Annotated in this window: 18 protein-coding genes and 1 pseudogene; 3 read left to right on the forward strand and 16 right to left on the reverse strand. The window is 73.7% G+C overall.

All coding sequences use genetic code 11. The features are described from left to right. The 5 genes and pseudogenes from K7G60_RS20820 to tsaB all read right to left on the reverse strand — a co-directional run. Positions 1-216: pseudogene (locus K7G60_RS20820) on the reverse strand (polysaccharide deacetylase family protein); the annotation flags it as partial. Between the two features lie 57 nt (positions 217-273). After that, on the reverse strand, positions 274-513 hold the full coding sequence (locus K7G60_RS20825) for a hypothetical protein (RefSeq protein WP_225802517.1): 240 nt from the start codon (positions 511-513) through the stop codon (positions 274-276). An 11-nt stretch (positions 514-524) separates the two neighbouring features. After that, positions 525-1,631, reverse strand: coding sequence for a tRNA (adenosine(37)-N6)-threonylcarbamoyltransferase complex transferase subunit TsaD (gene tsaD / locus K7G60_RS20830; RefSeq protein ID WP_225802465.1), 1,107 nt, complete (start codon positions 1,629-1,631; stop codon positions 525-527). After that, positions 1,631-2,095 carry a ribosomal protein S18-alanine N-acetyltransferase gene (gene rimI / locus K7G60_RS20835; protein ID WP_225802518.1) on the reverse strand — a complete coding sequence of 155 codons (465 nt, stop codon included), beginning with the start codon at positions 2,093-2,095 and terminating at the stop codon, positions 1,631-1,633. Before rimI ends, tsaD begins: the two co-directional genes overlap by 1 nt. Before the next feature lie 32 nt (positions 2,096-2,127). Next, positions 2,128-2,784: a tRNA (adenosine(37)-N6)-threonylcarbamoyltransferase complex dimerization subunit type 1 TsaB gene (tsaB, locus tag K7G60_RS20840; protein ID WP_225802466.1), complete on the reverse strand. Its 657-nt coding sequence runs from the start codon at positions 2,782-2,784 to the stop codon at positions 2,128-2,130. 120 nt (positions 2,785-2,904) lie between these two features. Between tsaB and K7G60_RS20845 the strand changes: the two genes are divergently transcribed. Beyond that, the gene (locus K7G60_RS20845; protein WP_225802519.1) at positions 2,905-3,447 is read left to right on the forward strand and encodes a hypothetical protein; all 543 of its coding nucleotides are present in this window, start codon (positions 2,905-2,907) and stop codon (positions 3,445-3,447) included. Between the two features lie 75 nt (positions 3,448-3,522). Here the strand turns inward: K7G60_RS20845 and K7G60_RS20850 are convergent, their stop codons facing one another. The 9 genes from K7G60_RS20850 to K7G60_RS20890 form a co-directional block, all read right to left on the reverse strand. Continuing rightward, positions 3,523-3,678 (reverse strand): hypothetical protein, encoded by a 156-nt coding sequence (locus tag K7G60_RS20850; RefSeq protein ID WP_225802467.1) that lies wholly within the window; start codon positions 3,676-3,678, stop codon positions 3,523-3,525. A 109-nt stretch (positions 3,679-3,787) separates the two neighbouring features. Further along, positions 3,788-4,330, reverse strand: coding sequence for a tRNA (adenosine(37)-N6)-threonylcarbamoyltransferase complex ATPase subunit type 1 TsaE (gene tsaE / locus K7G60_RS20855; protein ID WP_225802468.1), 543 nt, complete (start codon positions 4,328-4,330; stop codon positions 3,788-3,790). A 10-nt stretch (positions 4,331-4,340) separates the two neighbouring features. Next, the gene (locus K7G60_RS20860) at positions 4,341-5,507 is read right to left on the reverse strand and encodes an alpha/beta fold hydrolase (protein WP_225802469.1); all 1,167 of its coding nucleotides are present in this window, start codon (positions 5,505-5,507) and stop codon (positions 4,341-4,343) included. Positions 5,508-5,513: 6 nt separating this feature from the next. Then, the gene (gene alr, locus K7G60_RS20865) at positions 5,514-6,662 is read right to left on the reverse strand and encodes an alanine racemase (protein ID WP_225802470.1); all 1,149 of its coding nucleotides are present in this window, start codon (positions 6,660-6,662) and stop codon (positions 5,514-5,516) included. Positions 6,663-6,682: 20 nt separating this feature from the next. After that, the gene (locus tag K7G60_RS20870; protein ID WP_225802471.1) at positions 6,683-7,546 is read right to left on the reverse strand and encodes a L,D-transpeptidase; all 864 of its coding nucleotides are present in this window, start codon (positions 7,544-7,546) and stop codon (positions 6,683-6,685) included. Positions 7,547-7,641: 95 nt separating this feature from the next. Beyond that, positions 7,642-9,093 carry an NAD(P)H-hydrate dehydratase gene (locus K7G60_RS20875; RefSeq protein ID WP_225802472.1) on the reverse strand — a complete coding sequence of 484 codons (1,452 nt, stop codon included), beginning with the start codon at positions 9,091-9,093 and terminating at the stop codon, positions 7,642-7,644. A gap of 537 nt (positions 9,094-9,630) precedes the next feature. Continuing rightward, positions 9,631-9,999 (reverse strand): holo-ACP synthase, encoded by a 369-nt coding sequence (locus tag K7G60_RS20880; protein ID WP_190157440.1) that lies wholly within the window; start codon positions 9,997-9,999, stop codon positions 9,631-9,633. A gap of 7 nt (positions 10,000-10,006) precedes the next feature. After that, positions 10,007-11,854 carry a glutamine--fructose-6-phosphate transaminase (isomerizing) gene (gene glmS, locus K7G60_RS20885; protein WP_225802473.1) on the reverse strand — a complete coding sequence of 616 codons (1,848 nt, stop codon included), beginning with the start codon at positions 11,852-11,854 and terminating at the stop codon, positions 10,007-10,009. A 106-nt stretch (positions 11,855-11,960) separates the two neighbouring features. Then, on the reverse strand, positions 11,961-12,725 hold the full coding sequence (locus K7G60_RS20890) for a hypothetical protein (protein ID WP_225802474.1): 765 nt from the start codon (positions 12,723-12,725) through the stop codon (positions 11,961-11,963). Between the two features lie 173 nt (positions 12,726-12,898). On the opposite strand from K7G60_RS20890, the gene coaA reads away from it, so the two are divergent. Both coaA and K7G60_RS20900 read left to right on the forward strand, forming a co-directional pair. Beyond that, entirely contained in the window at positions 12,899-13,966 is a 1,068-nt protein-coding gene (gene coaA / locus K7G60_RS20895; RefSeq protein WP_225802475.1) for a type I pantothenate kinase, read from the forward strand. An 18-nt stretch (positions 13,967-13,984) separates the two neighbouring features. Next, positions 13,985-14,932, forward strand: coding sequence for a DUF389 domain-containing protein (locus K7G60_RS20900; protein WP_225802476.1), 948 nt, complete (start codon positions 13,985-13,987; stop codon positions 14,930-14,932). Positions 14,933-15,007: 75 nt separating this feature from the next. Here the strand turns inward: K7G60_RS20900 and glmM are convergent, their stop codons facing one another. Together glmM and rpsI are read right to left on the reverse strand one after the other, a co-directional pair. Further along, positions 15,008-16,366, reverse strand: coding sequence for a phosphoglucosamine mutase (glmM, locus tag K7G60_RS20905; RefSeq protein ID WP_225802477.1), 1,359 nt, complete (start codon positions 16,364-16,366; stop codon positions 15,008-15,010). A gap of 132 nt (positions 16,367-16,498) precedes the next feature. Beyond that, a complete protein-coding gene (gene rpsI, locus K7G60_RS20910) occupies positions 16,499-17,011 on the reverse strand; it encodes a 30S ribosomal protein S9 (protein WP_015035601.1) in 513 nt (170 codons plus the stop codon). Positions 17,012-17,035: the final 24 nt, after the last annotated feature.

Genomic DNA, 17,035 nt, shown 5'->3' on the forward strand with positions numbered 1-17,035 from the left:
GCCCGGGCCGGGGGGGGCGGGGGGGGCGCGGGGGGGGGGGGGGGCGTCGGGGGCGGCGGGGGCGTCGGGGGCGTCGGGGGCCTCGTGCCCGGCCGCCGGGGCGGTCGTCCTCGCCGGGGCGGGGGTTCGAGCGGCGGCGGGTCCTTCCACCGTGCAGCCGGTCACCAGGAGGGCGACGGCGGTCAGGGCCGCCCACAGCGCGATCGTCTTCTTCACGCGCTGTGGGATGCCCGACGGAGTCGAAAGGTTGCTCTATTTCCGGTCGGAAATCGACTACTCGACCGATTCGAAGCGCCAGCGGTGGACCGGACGGGTGATCAGCTCCGCGTCCGGCTCCGGCAGCTCGGGCAGCGCCGCGTCGAAGGCCTCCGCCTCCCACCAGGTGAGGACGAGGACCCGGTCCTGCGGGGCCCGGAAGAGCTCCCGGCGGACCGGCTCACGGGCGAGGACCTGGGCCCGTGCCCACTCCAGGAGCTCGGCGCCCCGGCCCTGGGCGGCCCTGGCCTCCCACATGAGCGTGAGCCTCACGAGTACAGGTTCTCCTTGCTGACCTCGTGCACGTGATCGTGGCCGTGGTCGTGGGAACCACCCGGCACGTGGGGGTCCGTCACCGGCAGGGACGAGTCCGCCGACAGCTCCAGGTCCGAGGCCGGCCGGTTGCGGGCGACCATCTCGGAGCCGAGGGCCGCGACCATCGCGCCGTTGTCGGTGCACAGGCCGGGGCGCGGCACCCGCAGCCGGATCCCGGCGCGCTCGCAGCGCTCCTCGGCGAGCGCCCGCAGCCGCGAGTTGGCGGCGACGCCGCCGCCGATCATCAGGTGGTCGACGCCCTCGTCCTTGCAGGCCCGGACGGCCTTGCGGGTGAGCACGTCGACGACCGCCTCCTGGAAGGACGCGGCCACGTCCCGTACGGGCACGTCCTCGCCGGCCGCCCGCTTGGCCTCGATCCAGCGGGCCACGGCGGTCTTGAGGCCGGAGAAGGAGAAGTCGTAGGCGGGGTCGCGGGAGCCGCTGAGACCGCGCGGGAAGGCGATCGCCTCGGGGTCGCCCTCCTTGGCGAGCCGGTCGATGACCGGTCCGCCGGGGAAGCCGAGGTCGAGGACGCGGGCGATCTTGTCGAAGGCCTCGCCCGCCGCGTCGTCGATGGTGGCGCCCATCGGCCGCACGTCGGAGGTGATGTCGGCGGAGAGCAGCAGCGAGGAGTGCCCGCCGGAGACGAGCAGCGCCATCGTCGGCTCGGGCAGCTTGCCGTGCTCCAGCTGGTCGACGCAGATGTGCGAGGCGAGGTGGTTGACGCCGTAGAGCGGCTTGCCGAGGGCGTAGGCGTACGCCTTGGCGGCGGAGACGCCGACGAGCAGGGCGCCCGCGAGGCCGGGTCCGGCGGTGACGGCGATGCCGTCGAGGTCCTTCGCGGAGATCCCGGCCGTCTTCAGGGCGCGCTCGATCGTCGGGACCATGGCCTCCAGGTGGGCGCGGGAGGCGATCTCGGGCACGACGCCGCCGAAGCGGGCGTGGGTGTCGACGCTGGAGGCGACGGCGTCGGCGAGGAGCGCGGTCCCGTGGACGATGCCGACGCCGGTCTCGTCGCAGGAGGTCTCGATGCCGAGTACCAGCGGTTCGTCAGCAGCCATCAGATCTCAGTCCCAGTTCCTTGAACGGTCAGTCGCATCACGAGCGCGTCGACATTGCCCGGCTGGTAGTAGCCGCGCCGGAAACCGATGGGCTCGAAGCCGAAGCGCTCGTAGAGCTTCTGGGCCCGGGTGTTGTCCACGCGCACTTCGAGGAGGACCTCCTCGCACTCGAAGGCGGTGGCTTCCTTGAGCAGGTCGGTGAGGAGCCGGGCGCCGAGGCCCGTGCCCCACTGGTCGCGGGAGACGGCGATCGTCTGCACGTCGCCGAGCCCGCCGGCGGCGGCGAGCCCGGCGTAGCCGACGAGGCGGCCGTCGGCCGGGTCCTCCGCGACGACGTAGTGGCGGGTGGCCCGGGGGCCCCTGGCGTGCGCGAGCTCCGACCAGAACATCCCCTCGGACCAGGCGTCCTCGGGGAACAGCTCGGCTTCGAGCGCGAGCACGGGCTCGATGTCCCACCAGCGCATCTCGCGCAGCACGGCCCCGGTCACGGCGGCGCTCACTTGGGGGTGACCACCTTGTAGTTCTTCGGCACCTGGGCGTCGGGCCGGCGCAGGTACATCGGCAGCGGGTCGAGGAAACCGCCCTCGCCCCCGGCCAGCTTCTCGGCCGCGAGCCCGGCGAGCGCGGCGGCCGACTGGTGCTCGGGGTCGCGGGCGTCCGGGAAGGCCTCGGGGTAGAGGCGGGCGCCCGCGCCGACGACGGGGAGCCCGGCGAGCTGCCCGGCGATGTCGGCGGGCCGGTCGACGGACGCGTCGCCCGCGCGGGTGCGGAAGTCCTCGTACCGCGCCCAGTAGACCTCCTTGCGGCGCGCGTCCGTCGCGACGGCGAAGGGCCCGTCGATCCCGGAGGCGTACGCGAGGCCGTCGAGGGTGCACAGGCCGTGCACCGGCACGCCGAGCGCCGACGAGAAGGCCGCGGCCGTGACGAGGCCGACCCGGAGGCCGGTGTACGGGCCGGGGCCGACGCCGACGACGATCCCGGTGACCGCGTCGAGTTTCAGCCCGGCCTCCTTCAGGACCAGGTCGACGGCGGGCAGCAGCAGCTCCCCGTGGCGGCGGGCGTCGACCTGGCTCGACGAGGCGACGACGGCCTCGCCGTCGTGGAGGGCGACGGTGACGGCGGGGGTGGCGGTATCCATGGCGAGCAACAGCACGCGAACAGCCTACGGCTCCCGGGCATGCTGCCCCGAACCTCGGGGCGGCGGCTGCTACCGTCACCCTTCGATACGTACGTACGAGAGGTGGGAACGGTGGCAAGGAGCAGCTCGGGATTCGTGGCCGGGCTCACCGCGGCGGCCGTCGTCGCGGTCGGCGTCCTCGCCTACCAGGCCTCGGCGAACGCGCCGGCCGATCTGTCGGCGAAGCCGCGGACGTCGGGCACGGCCGCCCCCTCGGTCTCGCCGAGCAGCGGTCCGAAGAAGCCGGCCAAGGACCCCCTCGCCGTCCCCGCCGGCTCGGGCAGCGGCGAGCGGGTGGTGTACGCGCTCGCCGACCGCCGGGTGTGGCTCGTGGACGCGGGGGGCAGGGCGACCCGGACGTTCACGGTGTGGCCGAGCACGGTCGACCCGGTCCCCGGCACGTACAAGGTGACCTCGCGCTCGGGCTCGGTGCGCGGTTCGGACGGGGTGCAGATCGAGCACGTGGTGCGGTTCGCGACGGCCGAGGACGTGGCGATCGGCTTCAGCGCGGCGGTCGACGGCTCGACGCCGTCCCCCGACCCGGCCCGGAAGACCGGCGGCATCCGGATGAAGCGGGCCGACGGCGACGTGATGTGGACGTTCGCGGTGATCGGCGCGAAGGTCGTCGTCGTCGCCTGACCCGCACGTCCGTGCGGTGTCGCCTGCCCCGCAGGTCGGGGCGGTGGAGTCCGACCCGTGCTCCGGGGCGGTGGGCTACGCCGCCTCGTCCCGCACGGTCTCGTCCTCCGTCCCCTGCCCGGACGGCTCCGGTGGCGGGGTCGAGAGGGTCCGGGCGGCCGCGCAGGACGCGAGCAGCTCACTCATCGGGACGTGGTCCCGGGCGGTTTCCGCGCGTTCGGGCGTCGCCATGCATGCCTCCCGTAGGTTAGGTACACCTAACCAGCTCGTGCATCCATGTGACCACGGCTCGTGGGACCCACGCAACATCTTCCCGACACGTTGTCGGAACCTACGGCGCTCAGACCAGTGCGAGGTCCTCCTCGGCCCAGCGCGCGCCGATCCCGCGCAGCACGACCGTGCGCCGGTCGTCGTCGGTGTCGCCGGTCACCCGGTGGATGAGGAGGTGCAGCCGGTCGTCGGTCAGCTCCTCGACCTTGCCGTCGCCCCACTCGACGACGACCACGGACTCGGGCAGCGAGACGTCCAGGTCGAGGTCCTCCATCTCGTCGAGCCCGCCGCCCAGGCGGTACGCGTCGACGTGGACCAGGGCCGGGCCGCCGACCAGGGACGGGTGGACGCGGGCGATGACGAAGGTCGGAGAGGTGACGGCGCCCCGTACGCCGAGCCCCTCGCCGAGGCCGCGGGTCAGGGTGGTCTTCCCGGCGCCGAGTTCACCGGTCAGCATGACGAGGTCACCGGGACGGAGGATCTTCGCGAGCCGGCGGCCGAGCTCCTGCATCTGCTGCGGGGAGTCGACGGAGAGGGTGGCGCCGGAGACGGACGGGTCGGCGCCGGGGACGGGCCGGGTGGCGCCGGAGACGGGCTGGTGCGCTGCTTCCATACCCGCAAACTTAGCTCGTGCGGAACGGCTCCCCGGCCGGGACGGCACCGGCGCGCACCAGCAGGTCGGCCAGCCGGTCGGTGACCGCCTCCGGGTGCTCCAGCATCACCAGGTGGCCCGCGTCCGGGACGATCACCAGCTCCGCGTCCGGCAGCAGGCCGGCGATGGCCTCGGTGTGCGAGCTGGGGGTGACCAGGTCGTTGTCCCCGGCCAGCGCGAGCACCGGCAGCCCGCGGAGGACGGCGAGGGCGGCGGCCTTGTCGTGCTCGGCGAAGGCCGGGTAGAAGGCGGCGACCACGTCGATCGGGGTCGACTCGATCATCCGCTCGGCGAAGCGGGCCACCGCCGGGTCCACGTCCTTCGACGCGAACGAGTACTTCTTGATCAGCCCCGCGAAGAGGTCGGCGGTCGCCCGGCGCCCGCGCTCGACCAGCTCCGCCTGGGAGCCGAGGGCCCGCAGGACGCCCGGCAGGACCCGCCGGACGGCGTTGACGCCGGCGAGCGGCAGCCCGTACGAAACCTCCGCCAGCTTCCCCGCCGAGGTGCCGACGAGGGCGACGCCGGCGACCCGGTCGCGGATCAGCTCCGGGTACTGCTCGGCGAGCGCCATCACCGTCATGCCGCCCATGGAGTGCCCGACGAGGACGAGCGGCCCCTCGGGGGCGGCGGCGTCGAGGACGGCCTTGAGGTCGTGGCCGAGCCGGTCGATGGAGACGGGCACCCCCTCGGTCCCGGTCCGGGAGTCCCCGTGCCCGGAGCGGCCGTGGCCGCGCTGGTCCCAGTGGACGGTGCGGACGATCCCGCGCAGGGCGGCCCGCTGGAAGTGCCAGGAGTCCTGGTTGAGGCAGTAGCCGTGGCTGAAGACGACGGTGACGGGGGCGGGCTCCTTCCGCCCGAAGAGCCGTCGGCGGCGGCCGGCCGACGAGGCCTCCTGCTCGACCTCGTCCACCTCGTAGTAGAGGACGGTCCCGTCCTCGGCGAGGGCCCGGCCGGGGGTGCCGCGCAGCCCGCCGTACGGGCCGGTGGCATCCAGGGCGAGCCGTGCCTTCTGCCGCATGGAACGGCCGACGGTGAGCCGCTCGACGGCGACCCCGGCGGCCGCTCCGGCGGCGAGGACGCCTATCGCGGCGCCGGCGAACCCGGCGCGCCGCCAACTGCTCCCGCTCGACTCCGCCATGGCGGGCTACTCCCCCAGGTAGACGCGCGGGACGCGCGCCCCGATCCGGGTGACGATCTCGTACGCGATGGTGTCGGCGGCCACCGCCCAGTCCTCGGCGGTCGGCTCGCCCCGGTCGCCGGGACCGAAGAGCACGGCCTCGGTGCCGGGCTCGGGGGTGTCCCCGCCGAGGTCGACCACGAACTGGTCCATGGCGACGCGCCCGGCGACGGTGCGGACGCGGTCGCCGACGAGGACCGGGCCGCGTCCGGAGGCGTGCCGGGGAACCCCGTCCGCGTAACCGAGCGGGACGAGCCCCAGGGTGGTCTCGCCCTCGGTGACGTAGTGGTGCCCGTAGCTCACCCCGTGCCCGGCGGGCACGTGCTTGACCAGCGCCACGCTCGCCTTGAGCGACATGACGGGCCGCAGGCCGAGCTCGGCGGAGGTGCCGAGCTCGGGGCTCGGGGACACGCCGTACATCGCGATGCCGGGCCGGACCAGGTCGAAGTGGGACTCGGGCAGGGTGAGGGTGGCCGGGGAGTTGGCGATGTGCCGGACCTCGGGGCGGACACCCGCCTGCTCGGCGTGGTCCAGCATCGAGCGGAAGACGTCGAGCTGGGCGGCGATGGAGGGGTGGTGCGGCTCGTCGGCGCAGGCGAAGTGCGACCAGAGGCCGGTCACCTTGACGTGCCCGTCGACCTCCGCCTTCAGGGCGGCCCCGACCAGCTCGGGCCAGTCGGCGGGCTGGCAGCCGTTGCGCCCGAGACCGGTGTCGGCCTTGAGCTGGATCCTGGCCGTCTTCCCGACCGCCCTGGCCGCCTCGACGACCTCGCCCAGGGCCCACATCCCGCTGACGGACATGTCGAGACCGGCCTCGACGCCCTGGTCCCAGGGGTCCCCGGGGGTCCAGAGCCAGCACATGACGGGCACGTCCGTGATCCCGGCGGCGCGCAGGGCGAGCGCCTCGTGCGGGGTGGCCGTGCCGAGCCAGTCCGCGCCCGCGTCCAGGGCGGCGCGGGCGCAGCGCAGGGCGCCGTGTCCGTACGCGTCGGCCTTGACCACGGCCATGATCCGGACGTGGGGGGCGACGCGGGCGCGCAGCGTGCGGACGTTCGCACGCAGCGCGCCGAGGTCGATCTCGGCGCGGGCCCTGGGGGGCGGAGGTGTCTCAGTCATCGCGCCCAGTCTCTCAGGTGTCAGTGCCCGGGCCGCTTTCCCCAGATGTAGACCCGGTCACCCTTACGGAGGACGTCCCAGAGTTTCCGTGCGTCGCCGTGGCTCAGATTGACGCAGCCACGGCTGCCGCCGGGGGTGGCGAGCTGCCCGTAGACGGCGTGGAAGGCCTGGCCCCCGCTGAAGAACTGGGCGTACGGCATGGGGGTGTCGTAGATGGACGACCAGTGGTCCTTGTGGCGCCAGTAGACGGTGTGCCAGCCGGTGCGGGTGGCGTAACCGGGCCGTCCGGTCCGTACGTTGACGACCGGATACGTCACCTTATTCCCTTTTCGCACCCACATGAGCTGGCGGTCGAGGTCGACGCAGGCGACGGCGTACTTCTTCACCGGGCAGCGCCCGCCCGGGTCGAGCTTCTTCCGGGCGGCGAGCAGTTCGGCACGGGCCCAGGTGACGGGCCCGGCGTAACCGACGGCCGGCTTGATCTTCTCCTTCACCTGGAAGGCGCGGATCGCCCGGCAGTCGGCGACGGACTGCTTCCCGTCGATCCGCAGCCCCAGCAGCCGCTCGACCCGCCGCTGATAGGTGCTCGCCTTCGCGGTGCAGGCGGCCCCGACGGCCCCGACGGCGCTGCGCGGCAGGTACTCGACCAGCTCGTCGACCTCCTCCTCGGGCTCGGGCACGGGGACCTCGCCCTCCGGCTGAAGGGGCGGCAACGCCTGATCGGGCGTGTCCATCGGGTACTCGGCAGGCCCGGCCCCGACGATCCCGGGGACGAGCGGATCGGGATCGCCGACGGGAGCGTCGGCGAGGGCGACGGGCCCCAGCGCGAGCGAGGCGGCGAGGGCGAACAACAGGGGCGCGGTACGGCTTCTCCAACTGGTCACCCCACCCACCCAATCCGCACCCCGCCCCGGCGGCGCGCCGGAACCCACGGCTGGGTCAACGGTGTTCGCCCGTGTGGGCGGTGGACCCGGCGGCCCTACGCCCCCGCCGTCACGTCCCGCCACGCCCCCCGCAGGGAGTCCGCGACCTCCGTCGCCGTCACCGGTGCGCCGTCCTCCGCCACCCGCCGGGCGGCGAGCCCGTGGAGGTAGGCCGCGCAGGAGGCCGCGTCCAGGGCCGGGAGGCCGGCCGCCAGGAGGGAGCCCGCGAGGCCGGAGAGGACGTCGCCGCTGCCGGCCGTCGCCAGCCAGGACGTCCCGGTCGGGTTGACCCGTACGGGCCCGCCGTCCGCCCCGCACACCACCGTCGTCGAACCCTTCAGGAGGACCGTCGCCCCGAAGCGGCCCGCCAGTTCGCGCACCGCCGCCAGCCGCCCCGCCTCGACCTCCTCCCGCGCGACGCCGAGCAGCGCCGCCGCCTCGCCGGCGTGCGGGGTCAGCAGGGTCGGAGCCGTACGGGCCCGGACGGCGTCCGGCGCGAGCCCCCGCAGGCCGTCCGCGTCGACGAGCACGGGAACGTCCGAGGCGAGGACCTCCGCGACGGCGACCCCGGCGCCCGGGCCCTCCCCGAGACCGGGCCCGACGACCCACGACTGGACCCGCCCCGCCTTGTCGGGAGGCCCCGGATGCACCAGGGTCTCGGGGTGCGCGGCGATCACGGCGTCACCGGCGTGGCCCACGTACCGCACCGCCCCCGCCCCGCCGCGCAGCGCGCCCGCCACCGCGAGCACGGCGGCACCCGGATAGCGGGCCGATCCGGCGAGGATCCCGACGACGCCCCGCCGGTACTTGTCGCTCTCGGCGCCCGGTGCCGGCAGCAGCCGCGCCAGGTCCTCGTGCTGGAGGGCCTCCAGGTCCGGCACCCCCGGAAGGACCTCGCCGAGGCCGATGTCGACCAGCCGCAGCGCCCCCGCGTACTCCCTGGCCGGGTCGACGAGCAGGCCCGGCTTGTACGTCCCGAACGTGATCGTCGCGTCGGCCCGCAGCGCCTCCCCGTGGACCTCCCCCGTGTCGGCGTCGACACCGCTGGGCAGGTCGACGGCGACGACGACGGCGTCCGAGCCGCGCGCGGCCCTGGCCACGGGGACGGCGTCGGGGCGGAGGCCACCGCGCCCGCCGATGCCGGTGATGCCGTCGAGGACGAGGTCGGCGCGGGCGAGCGGGGCGAACGGCTCGTCGGCGACGCGCCCTCCGGCGGCCCGGAGCGCCGCGAGCCCGCCGTCGTGCGCCCGCTCCCCCAGCAGCACCGCCGTCACGCCGGCGCCGCGCCGGGCGAGCCGGGCCCCGGCGTACAGGGCGTCGCCGCCGTTGTCCCCGCTGCCGACGAGCAGGACGACCCGGGCGCCGTACACCCGCCCCTTCCCGAGCAGCGAACAACAGGCGGCGGCGAGGCCGGCGGCGGCGCGCTGCATGAGGGCGCCGTGCGGCAGACGGGCCATCAGGTCGGCCTCGGCGGCCCGGACGGTCTCCACGCGATGAGCGGTACGCATGCCCAGCAGTCTGCCGCGCCCCCGCCTTTCCCGCAGTCCCCACCGACCGCTCCCCGCCCACACGGACCGCGCTCCCGCCACCGCCGCGCGGGCCGCGCTTCCGCCACCGCCGCGTGGGCCGCGCTTCCGCCCGCCGTGTGGGGCCGCGCCCGGCGGGGCGGGGCCCCCCCCCGCCACCCGCCGTGTGGGCAGTCGTCCCGCTGGGGCGGGACGGGTGGGCACACGGGACGGCGCCCTCCAGCGGCGCCTCCGCGTTCCGAGCCTGGACCCGCACCACGTGTGAGCTGTGCACGGGGTGCGGGTCAGGGCGCGGAAGCCTGGGCCCGGCAAAGGGTGCCGTCCGTTGTGCCCACCCTCCCCCAAGCTCTCGGCTCCGCTCGAGCAGGGGGGACCCCCTTGCCCCAGCGGAACGACTGCCCACAACGGGGGCGCGAGTGGGCGCCGGCCCGGCGGAACGACTGCCCACAACGGGGCGGCGGGAGCGAGGGCGCGGTCGCGCCGGGCCGCAGGCCCACCGCGCCGCCCCGCAGGGTGGGGTCACCCCTCCGCGATCACCACCGCCGACGCCACCCCCGCGTCATGGCTCAACGACACGTGCCAGTGGCGGACGCCCAGCTCCGCCGCCCGCGCCGCCACCGTCCCCCGCACCCGCAGCCGCGGCTGCCCGCTGCCCTCGACGTACACCTCGGCGTCGGTCCAGTGCAGTCCGCCCGGCGCTCCGAGCGCCTTCGCGAGGGCCTCCTTCGCGGCGAAACGCACGGCGAGCGAGGCGGGCCCGCGCCGTTCGCCGCTCGGGAGGAGCACCTCGCGCTCGACGAAGAGGCGCTGGAGCAGCCCCGGCGTCCGTTCGATGGACGCGGCGAAGCGGTCGATCTCCGCCACGTCGATCCCCACCCCAATGATCATTTCCCACTCACTCCACGGTCACGGATTTGGCCAGGTTGCGCGGCTGGTCGACCTCGTTGCCCCGCGCGGTGGCGAGCTCGCAGGCGAAGACCTGGAGCGGCACGGCGGCGACCAGCGGCTGGAGCAGCGTAGGCGTGGCGGGGATGCGGACGAGGTGGTCGGCGTACGGGACGACGGCCTCGTCGCCCTCCTCGGCGATGACGATGGTCCGTGCACCCCGCGCCCGGATCTCCTGGATATTGGAGACGATCTTGTCGTGGAGGACGGACCGCCCGCGCGGCGAGGGCACCACGACGACGACCGGCAGGTCCTCCTCGATGAGCGCGATCGGACCGTGCTTGAGCTCGCCCGCCGCGAAGCCCTCGGCGTGCATGTACGCGAGTTCCTTGAGCTTGAGCGCGCCTTCCAGGGCCACCGGGTAGCCGACGTGCCGGCCGAGGAAGAGGACGGTGTCCTTGTCGGCGAGGGACCGGGCGAGGGCCCGTACCGGCTCCATGGTCTCCAGGACGCGCTCGACGTCGTCGCCGATGCGGGCGAGGTCGCGGACGACGGCGTGGATCTCGTCGCCCCACTTGGTGCCGCGCACCTGGCCGAGGTAGAGGGCGAGCAGGTAACAGGCCACCAGCTGCGTGAGGAAGGCCTTCGTCGAGGCGACGGCGACCTCGGGCCCGGCGTGCGTGTAGAGCACGGCGTCGGACTCGCGCGGGATGGTCGAGCCGTTGGTGTTGCACACGGCGAGCACCTTCGCGCCCTGCTCCCGGGCGTGCCGGAGCGCCATCAGGGTGTCCATGGTCTCGCCGGACTGGGAGATCGCGATGACGAGGGTGCGCTGGTTGAGGATCGGATCGCGGTAGCGGAACTCGCTGGCGAGCTCGACCTCGCAGGGGATGCGGGTCCAGTGCTCGATGGCGTACTTGGCGATGAGCCCGGCGTGGAAGGCGGTGCCGCAGGCGACGATGACGACCTTGTCGGCCTCGCGGAGCACGGCGCCGGGGATGCGCACCTCGTCGAGGGTGAGGCGGCCGGCCCCGTCGATCCGCCCGAGGAGGGTGTCGGCGACGGCCTTGGGCTGCTCGGCGATCTCCTTGAGCATGAAGGAGGCGTAGCCGCCCTTCTCGGCGGCGGAGGCGTCCCAGTCGACGTGGTAGGCCCGGACGTCGGCGGGCACGCCGTCGAAGTCGGTGACGGTGACGCCGTCCCTGGTCAGCTCGACGACCTGGTCCTGTCCGAGTTCGATCGCGGAGCGGGTGTGCGCGATGAAGGCGGACACGTCCGAGGCGAGGAAGTTCTCGCCCTCCCCCACGCCGACGACGAGCGGGGAGTTCCGGCGGGCGCCGACGACGACGTCGGGCTGGTCGGCGTGGACGGCGACGAGGGTGAAGGCCCCGTGGAGGCGGCGGCAGACGAGCCGCATGGCCTCGGCGAGGTCCCCGGCGGAGGAGAACTCCTCGGCGAGGAGGTGGGCGACGGTCTCGGTGTCGGTCTCGGAGAGCAGCGCGTGGCCGCGCTCGGCGAGCTCCTCCCTGAGCGCGGCGAAGTTCTCGATGATGCCGTTGTGGACGACGGCGACGCGTCCGGCGTTGTCCAGGTGCGGGTGCGCGTTGGCGTCGGTGGGCCCGCCGTGGGTGGCCCACCGGGTGTGCCCGATGCCGACGGAGCCGCCGGGCAGCGGCCGGTCGACGAGCTCCTTCTCCAGGTTGACGAGCTTGCCCGCCTTCTTGGCCGCGGCGATCCCCCCGTCGGAGAGCACCGCGACACCGGCCGAGTCGTAGCCCCGGTATTCGAGCCGCTTGAGGCCCGCGACCACCACATCAAGCGCCGACTGCCCGCCGACGTAACCCACGATTCCGCACATGACGGCAGGCTACGCCGGAACCCCTCCCACCGGCCGGAGTCGACGCGGGGCGCGCCCCCGCCGGTGTCGCGGGGGGGGAAGCGGGGGCGCACCGGAGGATCCGGGGTCAGCCGAGCTTGGCGACCTGCGCGTCGATCACGGCCTTCGGCAGTTCCTCGACCTTGCCGCCGAGGCTGAGGGTGGAGAAGGAGGCCAGGGTGTTGCCCTTGCGGAAGACGACCAGCTTGGTGACGAACGACTCGCCGTCCGCGCCGGTGGTGACCGTCCAGGCGAGCGACTCGTCGCCGGCGGACACCGTCTCCGGCGCGACCTTGGTGATCTGCGTCTTCTCGCCGCCGCCGAGGAGCGTGAACCCGCCCGCGCAGTCGGTGCCGGCGGTCTTCAGTGAGGCGAAGGCCTCCTGGGCGCCCTGCCCCTCGTACGAGCCGAGGGTCACGCTCGTGATCGGCGCGGCGAGGGCGCCGAGGGCCTCCTCCGGCGAGGCCGTGGCCCCTTCGGTCTTCGGCACCTCGATGGCCTTGCGCTGCGCGGAGGCGCCCGGTTCGCCGGTGGCGACGGCCGACATCGCGTGGGCGAGGGGCGTGCAGGAGGGCTTGTCGGCGGAGACGGCGTCGGCCTTCAGGATGTCCGCGGCCTTGGCCTTCTGGACCTGGTGGCCCGGCAGGTCGGCCTGCTCGACGATCAGCTTCTCCAGCTCGGCGGCGGAGAGCGCCTCCGCGGCGGGCGCGGCGCTCGTGGCGGAGGCGCTCGGCGCGGCCCCCTTGCCGGTGTCCTCGTCGTCGCCCTTCTCCCCGCCGCCGCAGGCGGTGACGAACAGCGCGAGGGAGGCTGCGGTGACGGCGACGGCGGTGCTCCTGACGGACGTACGCATCGGTGAACGGCTCTCTGTTCTCTCAGTGCCGCCTCGGGGCGGCTCCCCCGCGTGAAGTCCCGGAGCCCACGCGGCATCAGCATGATCACCCTAGGTCAGGGGTACGACAACGGCTTTTGTCGCGTGACCGACCCCACGGCCCACGGAGCCCGCCGACCCCCGACAATGGCGGGGTGATCACTTCGCCGCCACGAAGCGCCAGCGGGGACGGCCCCGACCCAGACCCCGGCAGCGCCGCCGGGACCGGAGAGGGCGCCGGACACGGAAGTCCCCGGAACGGGACCGGGCACCGCCGGCCGTCCGAGGCGACCCCGTACGTCGACCTCACCCGCGGTGAGTGGAGCGCCCTGCGCGACAAGACGCCGCTCCCGCTGACCGCCGACGAGGTCGAGCGGCTCCGCGGCCTCGGGGACGTCATCGACCTCGACGAGGTGCGGGACATCTACCTCCCGCTGTCCCGGCTGCTCAACCTGTACGTGCAGGCCACCAGCGGTCTCCGGGGCGCGCTGAACACCTTCCTCGGCGAGAGCGCCGAGCAGCGCGGCACCCCCTTCGTCATAGGGGTCGCCGGTTCGGTGGCGGTCGGCAAGTCCACGGTCTCCCGGCTCCTGCAGGCGCTGCTCGCCCGCTGGCCGGAGCACCCGCGCGTGGAGCTGGTGACCACGGACGCCTTCCTCTACCCGATGGAGGAGCTGAAGGCGCGCGGCCTGATGTCCCGCAAGGGTTTCCCCGAGTCGTACGACCGCCGGGCCCTGACCCGCTTCGTCGCGGACGTCAAGGCGGGCAAGGAGGAGGTCTCGGCCCCGGTCTACTCGCACCTGATCTACGACCGCGTGCCCGGCGAGCGGCTCGTCGTCCGCCGCCCGGACATCCTCATCGTCGAGGGGCTGAACGTCCTCCAGCCGGCCCTTCCCGGCAAGGACGGCCGCACCCGCGTCGGCCTCGCCGACTACTTCGACTTCTCGGTGTACGTGGACGCCCGGCCGGAGGACATCGAGCGCTGGTACCTGAACCGCTTCCGGAAGCTGCGCGACACCGCGTTCCAGGACCCGTCCTCGTACTTCCGGCGCTGGACGCAGGTCTCCGAGGAGGAGGCCCTCGACTACGCCCGCACGATGTGGCGGACCATCAACAAGGTCAACCTCCTGGAGAACGTGGCCCCGACCCGCGGCCGGGCGACCCTCGTCGTCCGCAAGGGCTCCGACCACAAGGTGCAACGCCTGAGCCTCCGCAAGCTCTGACCTCCGTACCCTCTTCCCATGCTGCATCTGAGGATGATCGTCCCGCCCGAGCGCACCTCCGCCGCGGTCCGGCTGATCGAGTCGACGGTCGGCACCACCCATCTGGTGGTGCTGGCCGGAGCCGCCCGGGACCCCTCGGGCGACCTGGTGCTGTGCGACGTGGCCCGCGAGGCGGCGCACGAGCTGCTGAACGGGCTGCGGGAACTGAGGATCGACGAGGACGGCTCGATCGCCATGGACGACATCGACCTCTCGCTGTCGACGCGCGCGGACGCGGCCGAGCGGGAGGCCCCGGGCGAGCCCGCGGACGCGGTGGTCTGGGAGCAGCTGACGGGGGCGACGCACGAGGAGTCGACGCTCTCGATCACGTACAGCGCGTTCATGATCCTGGCGACGATGATCGCGGCCTGCGGTGTCGTCCTGGACAACGCGATCCTGATCGTGGGCGCGATGGCGGTCGGCCCGGAGTTCGGCCCGCTGGCCGGTGTCTGCACGGCGATCGTGCAACGGCGCCCGAAGCTGGCGGCGCGCTCGCTGATGGCGCTGTTCGTCGGCTTCACGGCGGCGATGGTGGCGACGACGGTGTTCAGCCTGGGGATGGACGCGCTCGGCCTGTTCAGCAAGGCGCAGCTGGACGCGGACCGCCCCAACACCAGTTTCATCTGGCAGCCGGACCCGTTCTCCTTCGTCGTGGCGCTGCTCGCGGGCATCGCCGGCACCCTGTCCCTGACCTCCTCCAAGTCCGGGGCCCTGGTGGGCGTGGCGATCTCGGTGACGACGGTCCCGGCGGGAGCGAACGCGGCGGTGGCGCTCAGCTACGGCGACGTGGGCCAGATGTGGGGCTCGATCGCGCAGCTGACGCTCAACCTCTTCGGCATCATGCTGGCCGGGACGCTCACCCTGTACGGGCAGAAGATGCTGTGGCACACGAAACGCGGCAGCTGGCGTCGCGGATCGGAGCTCTGAGCCTCCGCGGGAACGAGCGAGGGCCCCCGCCGGTGCGGCGAGGGCCCTTCCCTGTATGACGGTGCCTCAGAAAGGCTAGCCCAGCGCGGACTTCACGACGTCCGCCAGGCGCTGCGCGACCGCGCGGGCCTGCTCGATGTCGGCGGCCTCGACCATGACGCGGACGAGCGGCTCGGTGCCGGAGGGGCGCAGCAGGACGCGGCCCGTGGAGCCGAGCTCGCGCTCGGCGGCGGTGACGGCCGCGGCGAGCTCGCCGGAGGTGGTCACCCGGGACTTGTCGACGTCCTTGACGTTGACGAGGATCTGCGGGAGCCGCTCCATGACGCCGGCGAGGTCCGCGAGCGACTTGCCGGTGGCGGCGACGCGGGCGGCCAGCATCAGACCCGTGAGGGTGCCGTCGCCGGTGGTGGCGTGGTCGAGCACGATGACGTGACCCGACTGCTCGCCGCCGAGCGCGTAGCCGTTCTCCTTCATGGACTCCAGGACGTAGCGGTCGCCGACCGCGGTCTGGACGAGGTTCAGGCCCTCGCGCTCCATGGCGAGCTTGAAGCCCAGGTTGGACATGACGGTGGCGACGACGGTGTCGCCGCGCAGGGTGCCGGCCTCGCGCATGGCCAGGGCGAGCACGGCGAGGATCTGGTCGCCGTCGACCTCGTTGCCGGCGGCGTCCACGGCGAGGCAGCGGTCGGCGTCGCCGTCGTGGGCGATGCCCAGGTCGGCGCCGTGCTCGACGACGGCGGCCTTGAGCAGCTCCAGGTGGGTGGAGCCGCAGCCGTCGTTGATGTTGAGGCCGTCCGGCTCGGCGCCGATGGTGACGACCTGGGCGCCGGCGCGGGAGAAGGCCTCGGGCGAGACGTGGGCGGCGGCGCCGTGGGCCTCGTCGAGGACGATCTTGAGCCCGTCGAGGCGGTTGGGGAGGACGGACAGGAGGTGGGAGACGTACGTCTCGAAGCCCTCGCCGAAGTCGCGCACGCGGCCGACGCCGGCACCGGTCGGGCGCTCCCAGGGGGCGCCGGTGCGGTGCTCCTCGTACACGGCCTCGATCTTGTCCTCCAGCTCGTCGGCGAGCTTGTGGCCGCCGCGGGCGAAGAACTTGATGCCGTTGTCGGGCATGGCGTTGTGGCTGGCGGAGAGCATCACGCCGAGGTCGGCGCCGAGGACGCCGGTGAGGTGGGCCACGGCCGGGGTGGGCAGGACGCCGACGCGCAGCACGTCGACGCCGGCGCTGGCGAGGCCCGCGACGACGGCCGCTTCGAGGAACTCTCCGGAGGCGCGCGGGTCCCGCCCGACCACGGCGGTCGGCCGGTGGCCCTCGAAAGTGCCCGCCTCGGCGAGCACGTGCGCGGCCGCGACCGACAGGCCGAGCGCCAGTTCCGCCGTCAGGTCCGCGTTGGCGACGCCGCGTACGCCGTCCGTGCCGAAGAGTCGTCCCACAGCTGTCCTCCGAAAATACGTGCCCAAGCTGATGAAAGATGAAAGAGGTGACGAAAGAGGTTATGAAAAAACGTACGCCCCGACGGCACGGGCAGTGCCGCCGGGGCGTACGAAAGCAGACCGAGCAGGCGATTAACGCTTGCTGTACTGCGGAGCCTTGCGGGCCTTCTTGAGACCGGCCTTCTTCCGCTCGACCGCACGGTCGTCACGGGAGAGGAAGCCGGCCTTCTTCAGCGCCGGGCGGTTGTTCTCGACGTCCGCCTCGTTCAGCGCACGGGCCACGCCGAGGCGCAGGGCGCCGGCCTGGCCGGAGACACCGCCACCCGCGATGCGGGCGATGACGTCGTAGCGGTTGTCGAGCTCGAGCACCTTGAAGGGCTCGTTGACTTCCTGCTGGTGCACCTTGTTGGGGAAGTAGTCCTCAAGGGTGCGACCGTTGATCTTCCACTTGCCGGTGCCCGGAACGATCCGGACGCGGGCGATGGCGTTCTTGCGACGGCCCAGGCCGGCGGCCGGCTGCGGGTCGCCGAAGCGGGACGCGAGGGACTCGGAGGTGTACTCACCCTCGACGAGCTCGGTCTCGGTGGTGTACTCCTCGACGCCCTCGAACTCGTCGACGGGGGTCTCGGGGGTGGTCTCGGCCACGATGCTCCTCAGATTCTTTTCGTC

The sequence above is a fragment of the Streptomyces sp. NK15101 genome (assembly GCF_020400725.1).
Taxonomy (GTDB): domain Bacteria; phylum Actinomycetota; class Actinomycetes; order Streptomycetales; family Streptomycetaceae; genus Streptomyces.

Bases quoted from the DNA above. Each gene is read 5' to 3' on its own strand.
- K7G60_RS20825 (WP_225802517.1), bottom strand. From the start codon at position 513: ATGTGGGAGGCCAGGGCCGCCCAGGGCCGGGGCGCCGAGCTCCTGGAG.
- alr (WP_225802470.1), bottom strand. From the start codon at position 6,662: ATGACTGAGACACCTCCGCCCCCCAGGGCCCGCGCCGAGATCGACCTC.
- glmS (WP_225802473.1), bottom strand. From the start codon at position 11,854: ATGTGCGGAATCGTGGGTTACGTCGGCGGGCAGTCGGCGCTTGATGTG.
- K7G60_RS20890 (WP_225802474.1), bottom strand. From the start codon at position 12,725: ATGCGTACGTCCGTCAGGAGCACCGCCGTCGCCGTCACCGCAGCCTCC.
- tsaE (WP_225802468.1), bottom strand. From the start codon at position 4,330: ATGGAAGCAGCGCACCAGCCCGTCTCCGGCGCCACCCGGCCCGTCCCC.
- K7G60_RS20860 (WP_225802469.1), bottom strand. From the start codon at position 5,507: ATGGCGGAGTCGAGCGGGAGCAGTTGGCGGCGCGCCGGGTTCGCCGGC.
- rimI (WP_225802518.1), bottom strand. From the start codon at position 2,095: ATGCGCTGGTGGGACATCGAGCCCGTGCTCGCGCTCGAAGCCGAGCTG.
- K7G60_RS20850 (WP_225802467.1), bottom strand. From the start codon at position 3,678: ATGGCGACGCCCGAACGCGCGGAAACCGCCCGGGACCACGTCCCGATG.
- K7G60_RS20900 (WP_225802476.1), top strand. From the start codon at position 13,985: ATGCTGCATCTGAGGATGATCGTCCCGCCCGAGCGCACCTCCGCCGCG.
- K7G60_RS20875 (WP_225802472.1), bottom strand. From the start codon at position 9,093: ATGCGTACCGCTCATCGCGTGGAGACCGTCCGGGCCGCCGAGGCCGAC.
- K7G60_RS20880 (WP_190157440.1), bottom strand. From the start codon at position 9,999: ATGATCATTGGGGTGGGGATCGACGTGGCGGAGATCGACCGCTTCGCC.
- tsaD (WP_225802465.1), bottom strand. From the start codon at position 1,631: ATGGCTGCTGACGAACCGCTGGTACTCGGCATCGAGACCTCCTGCGAC.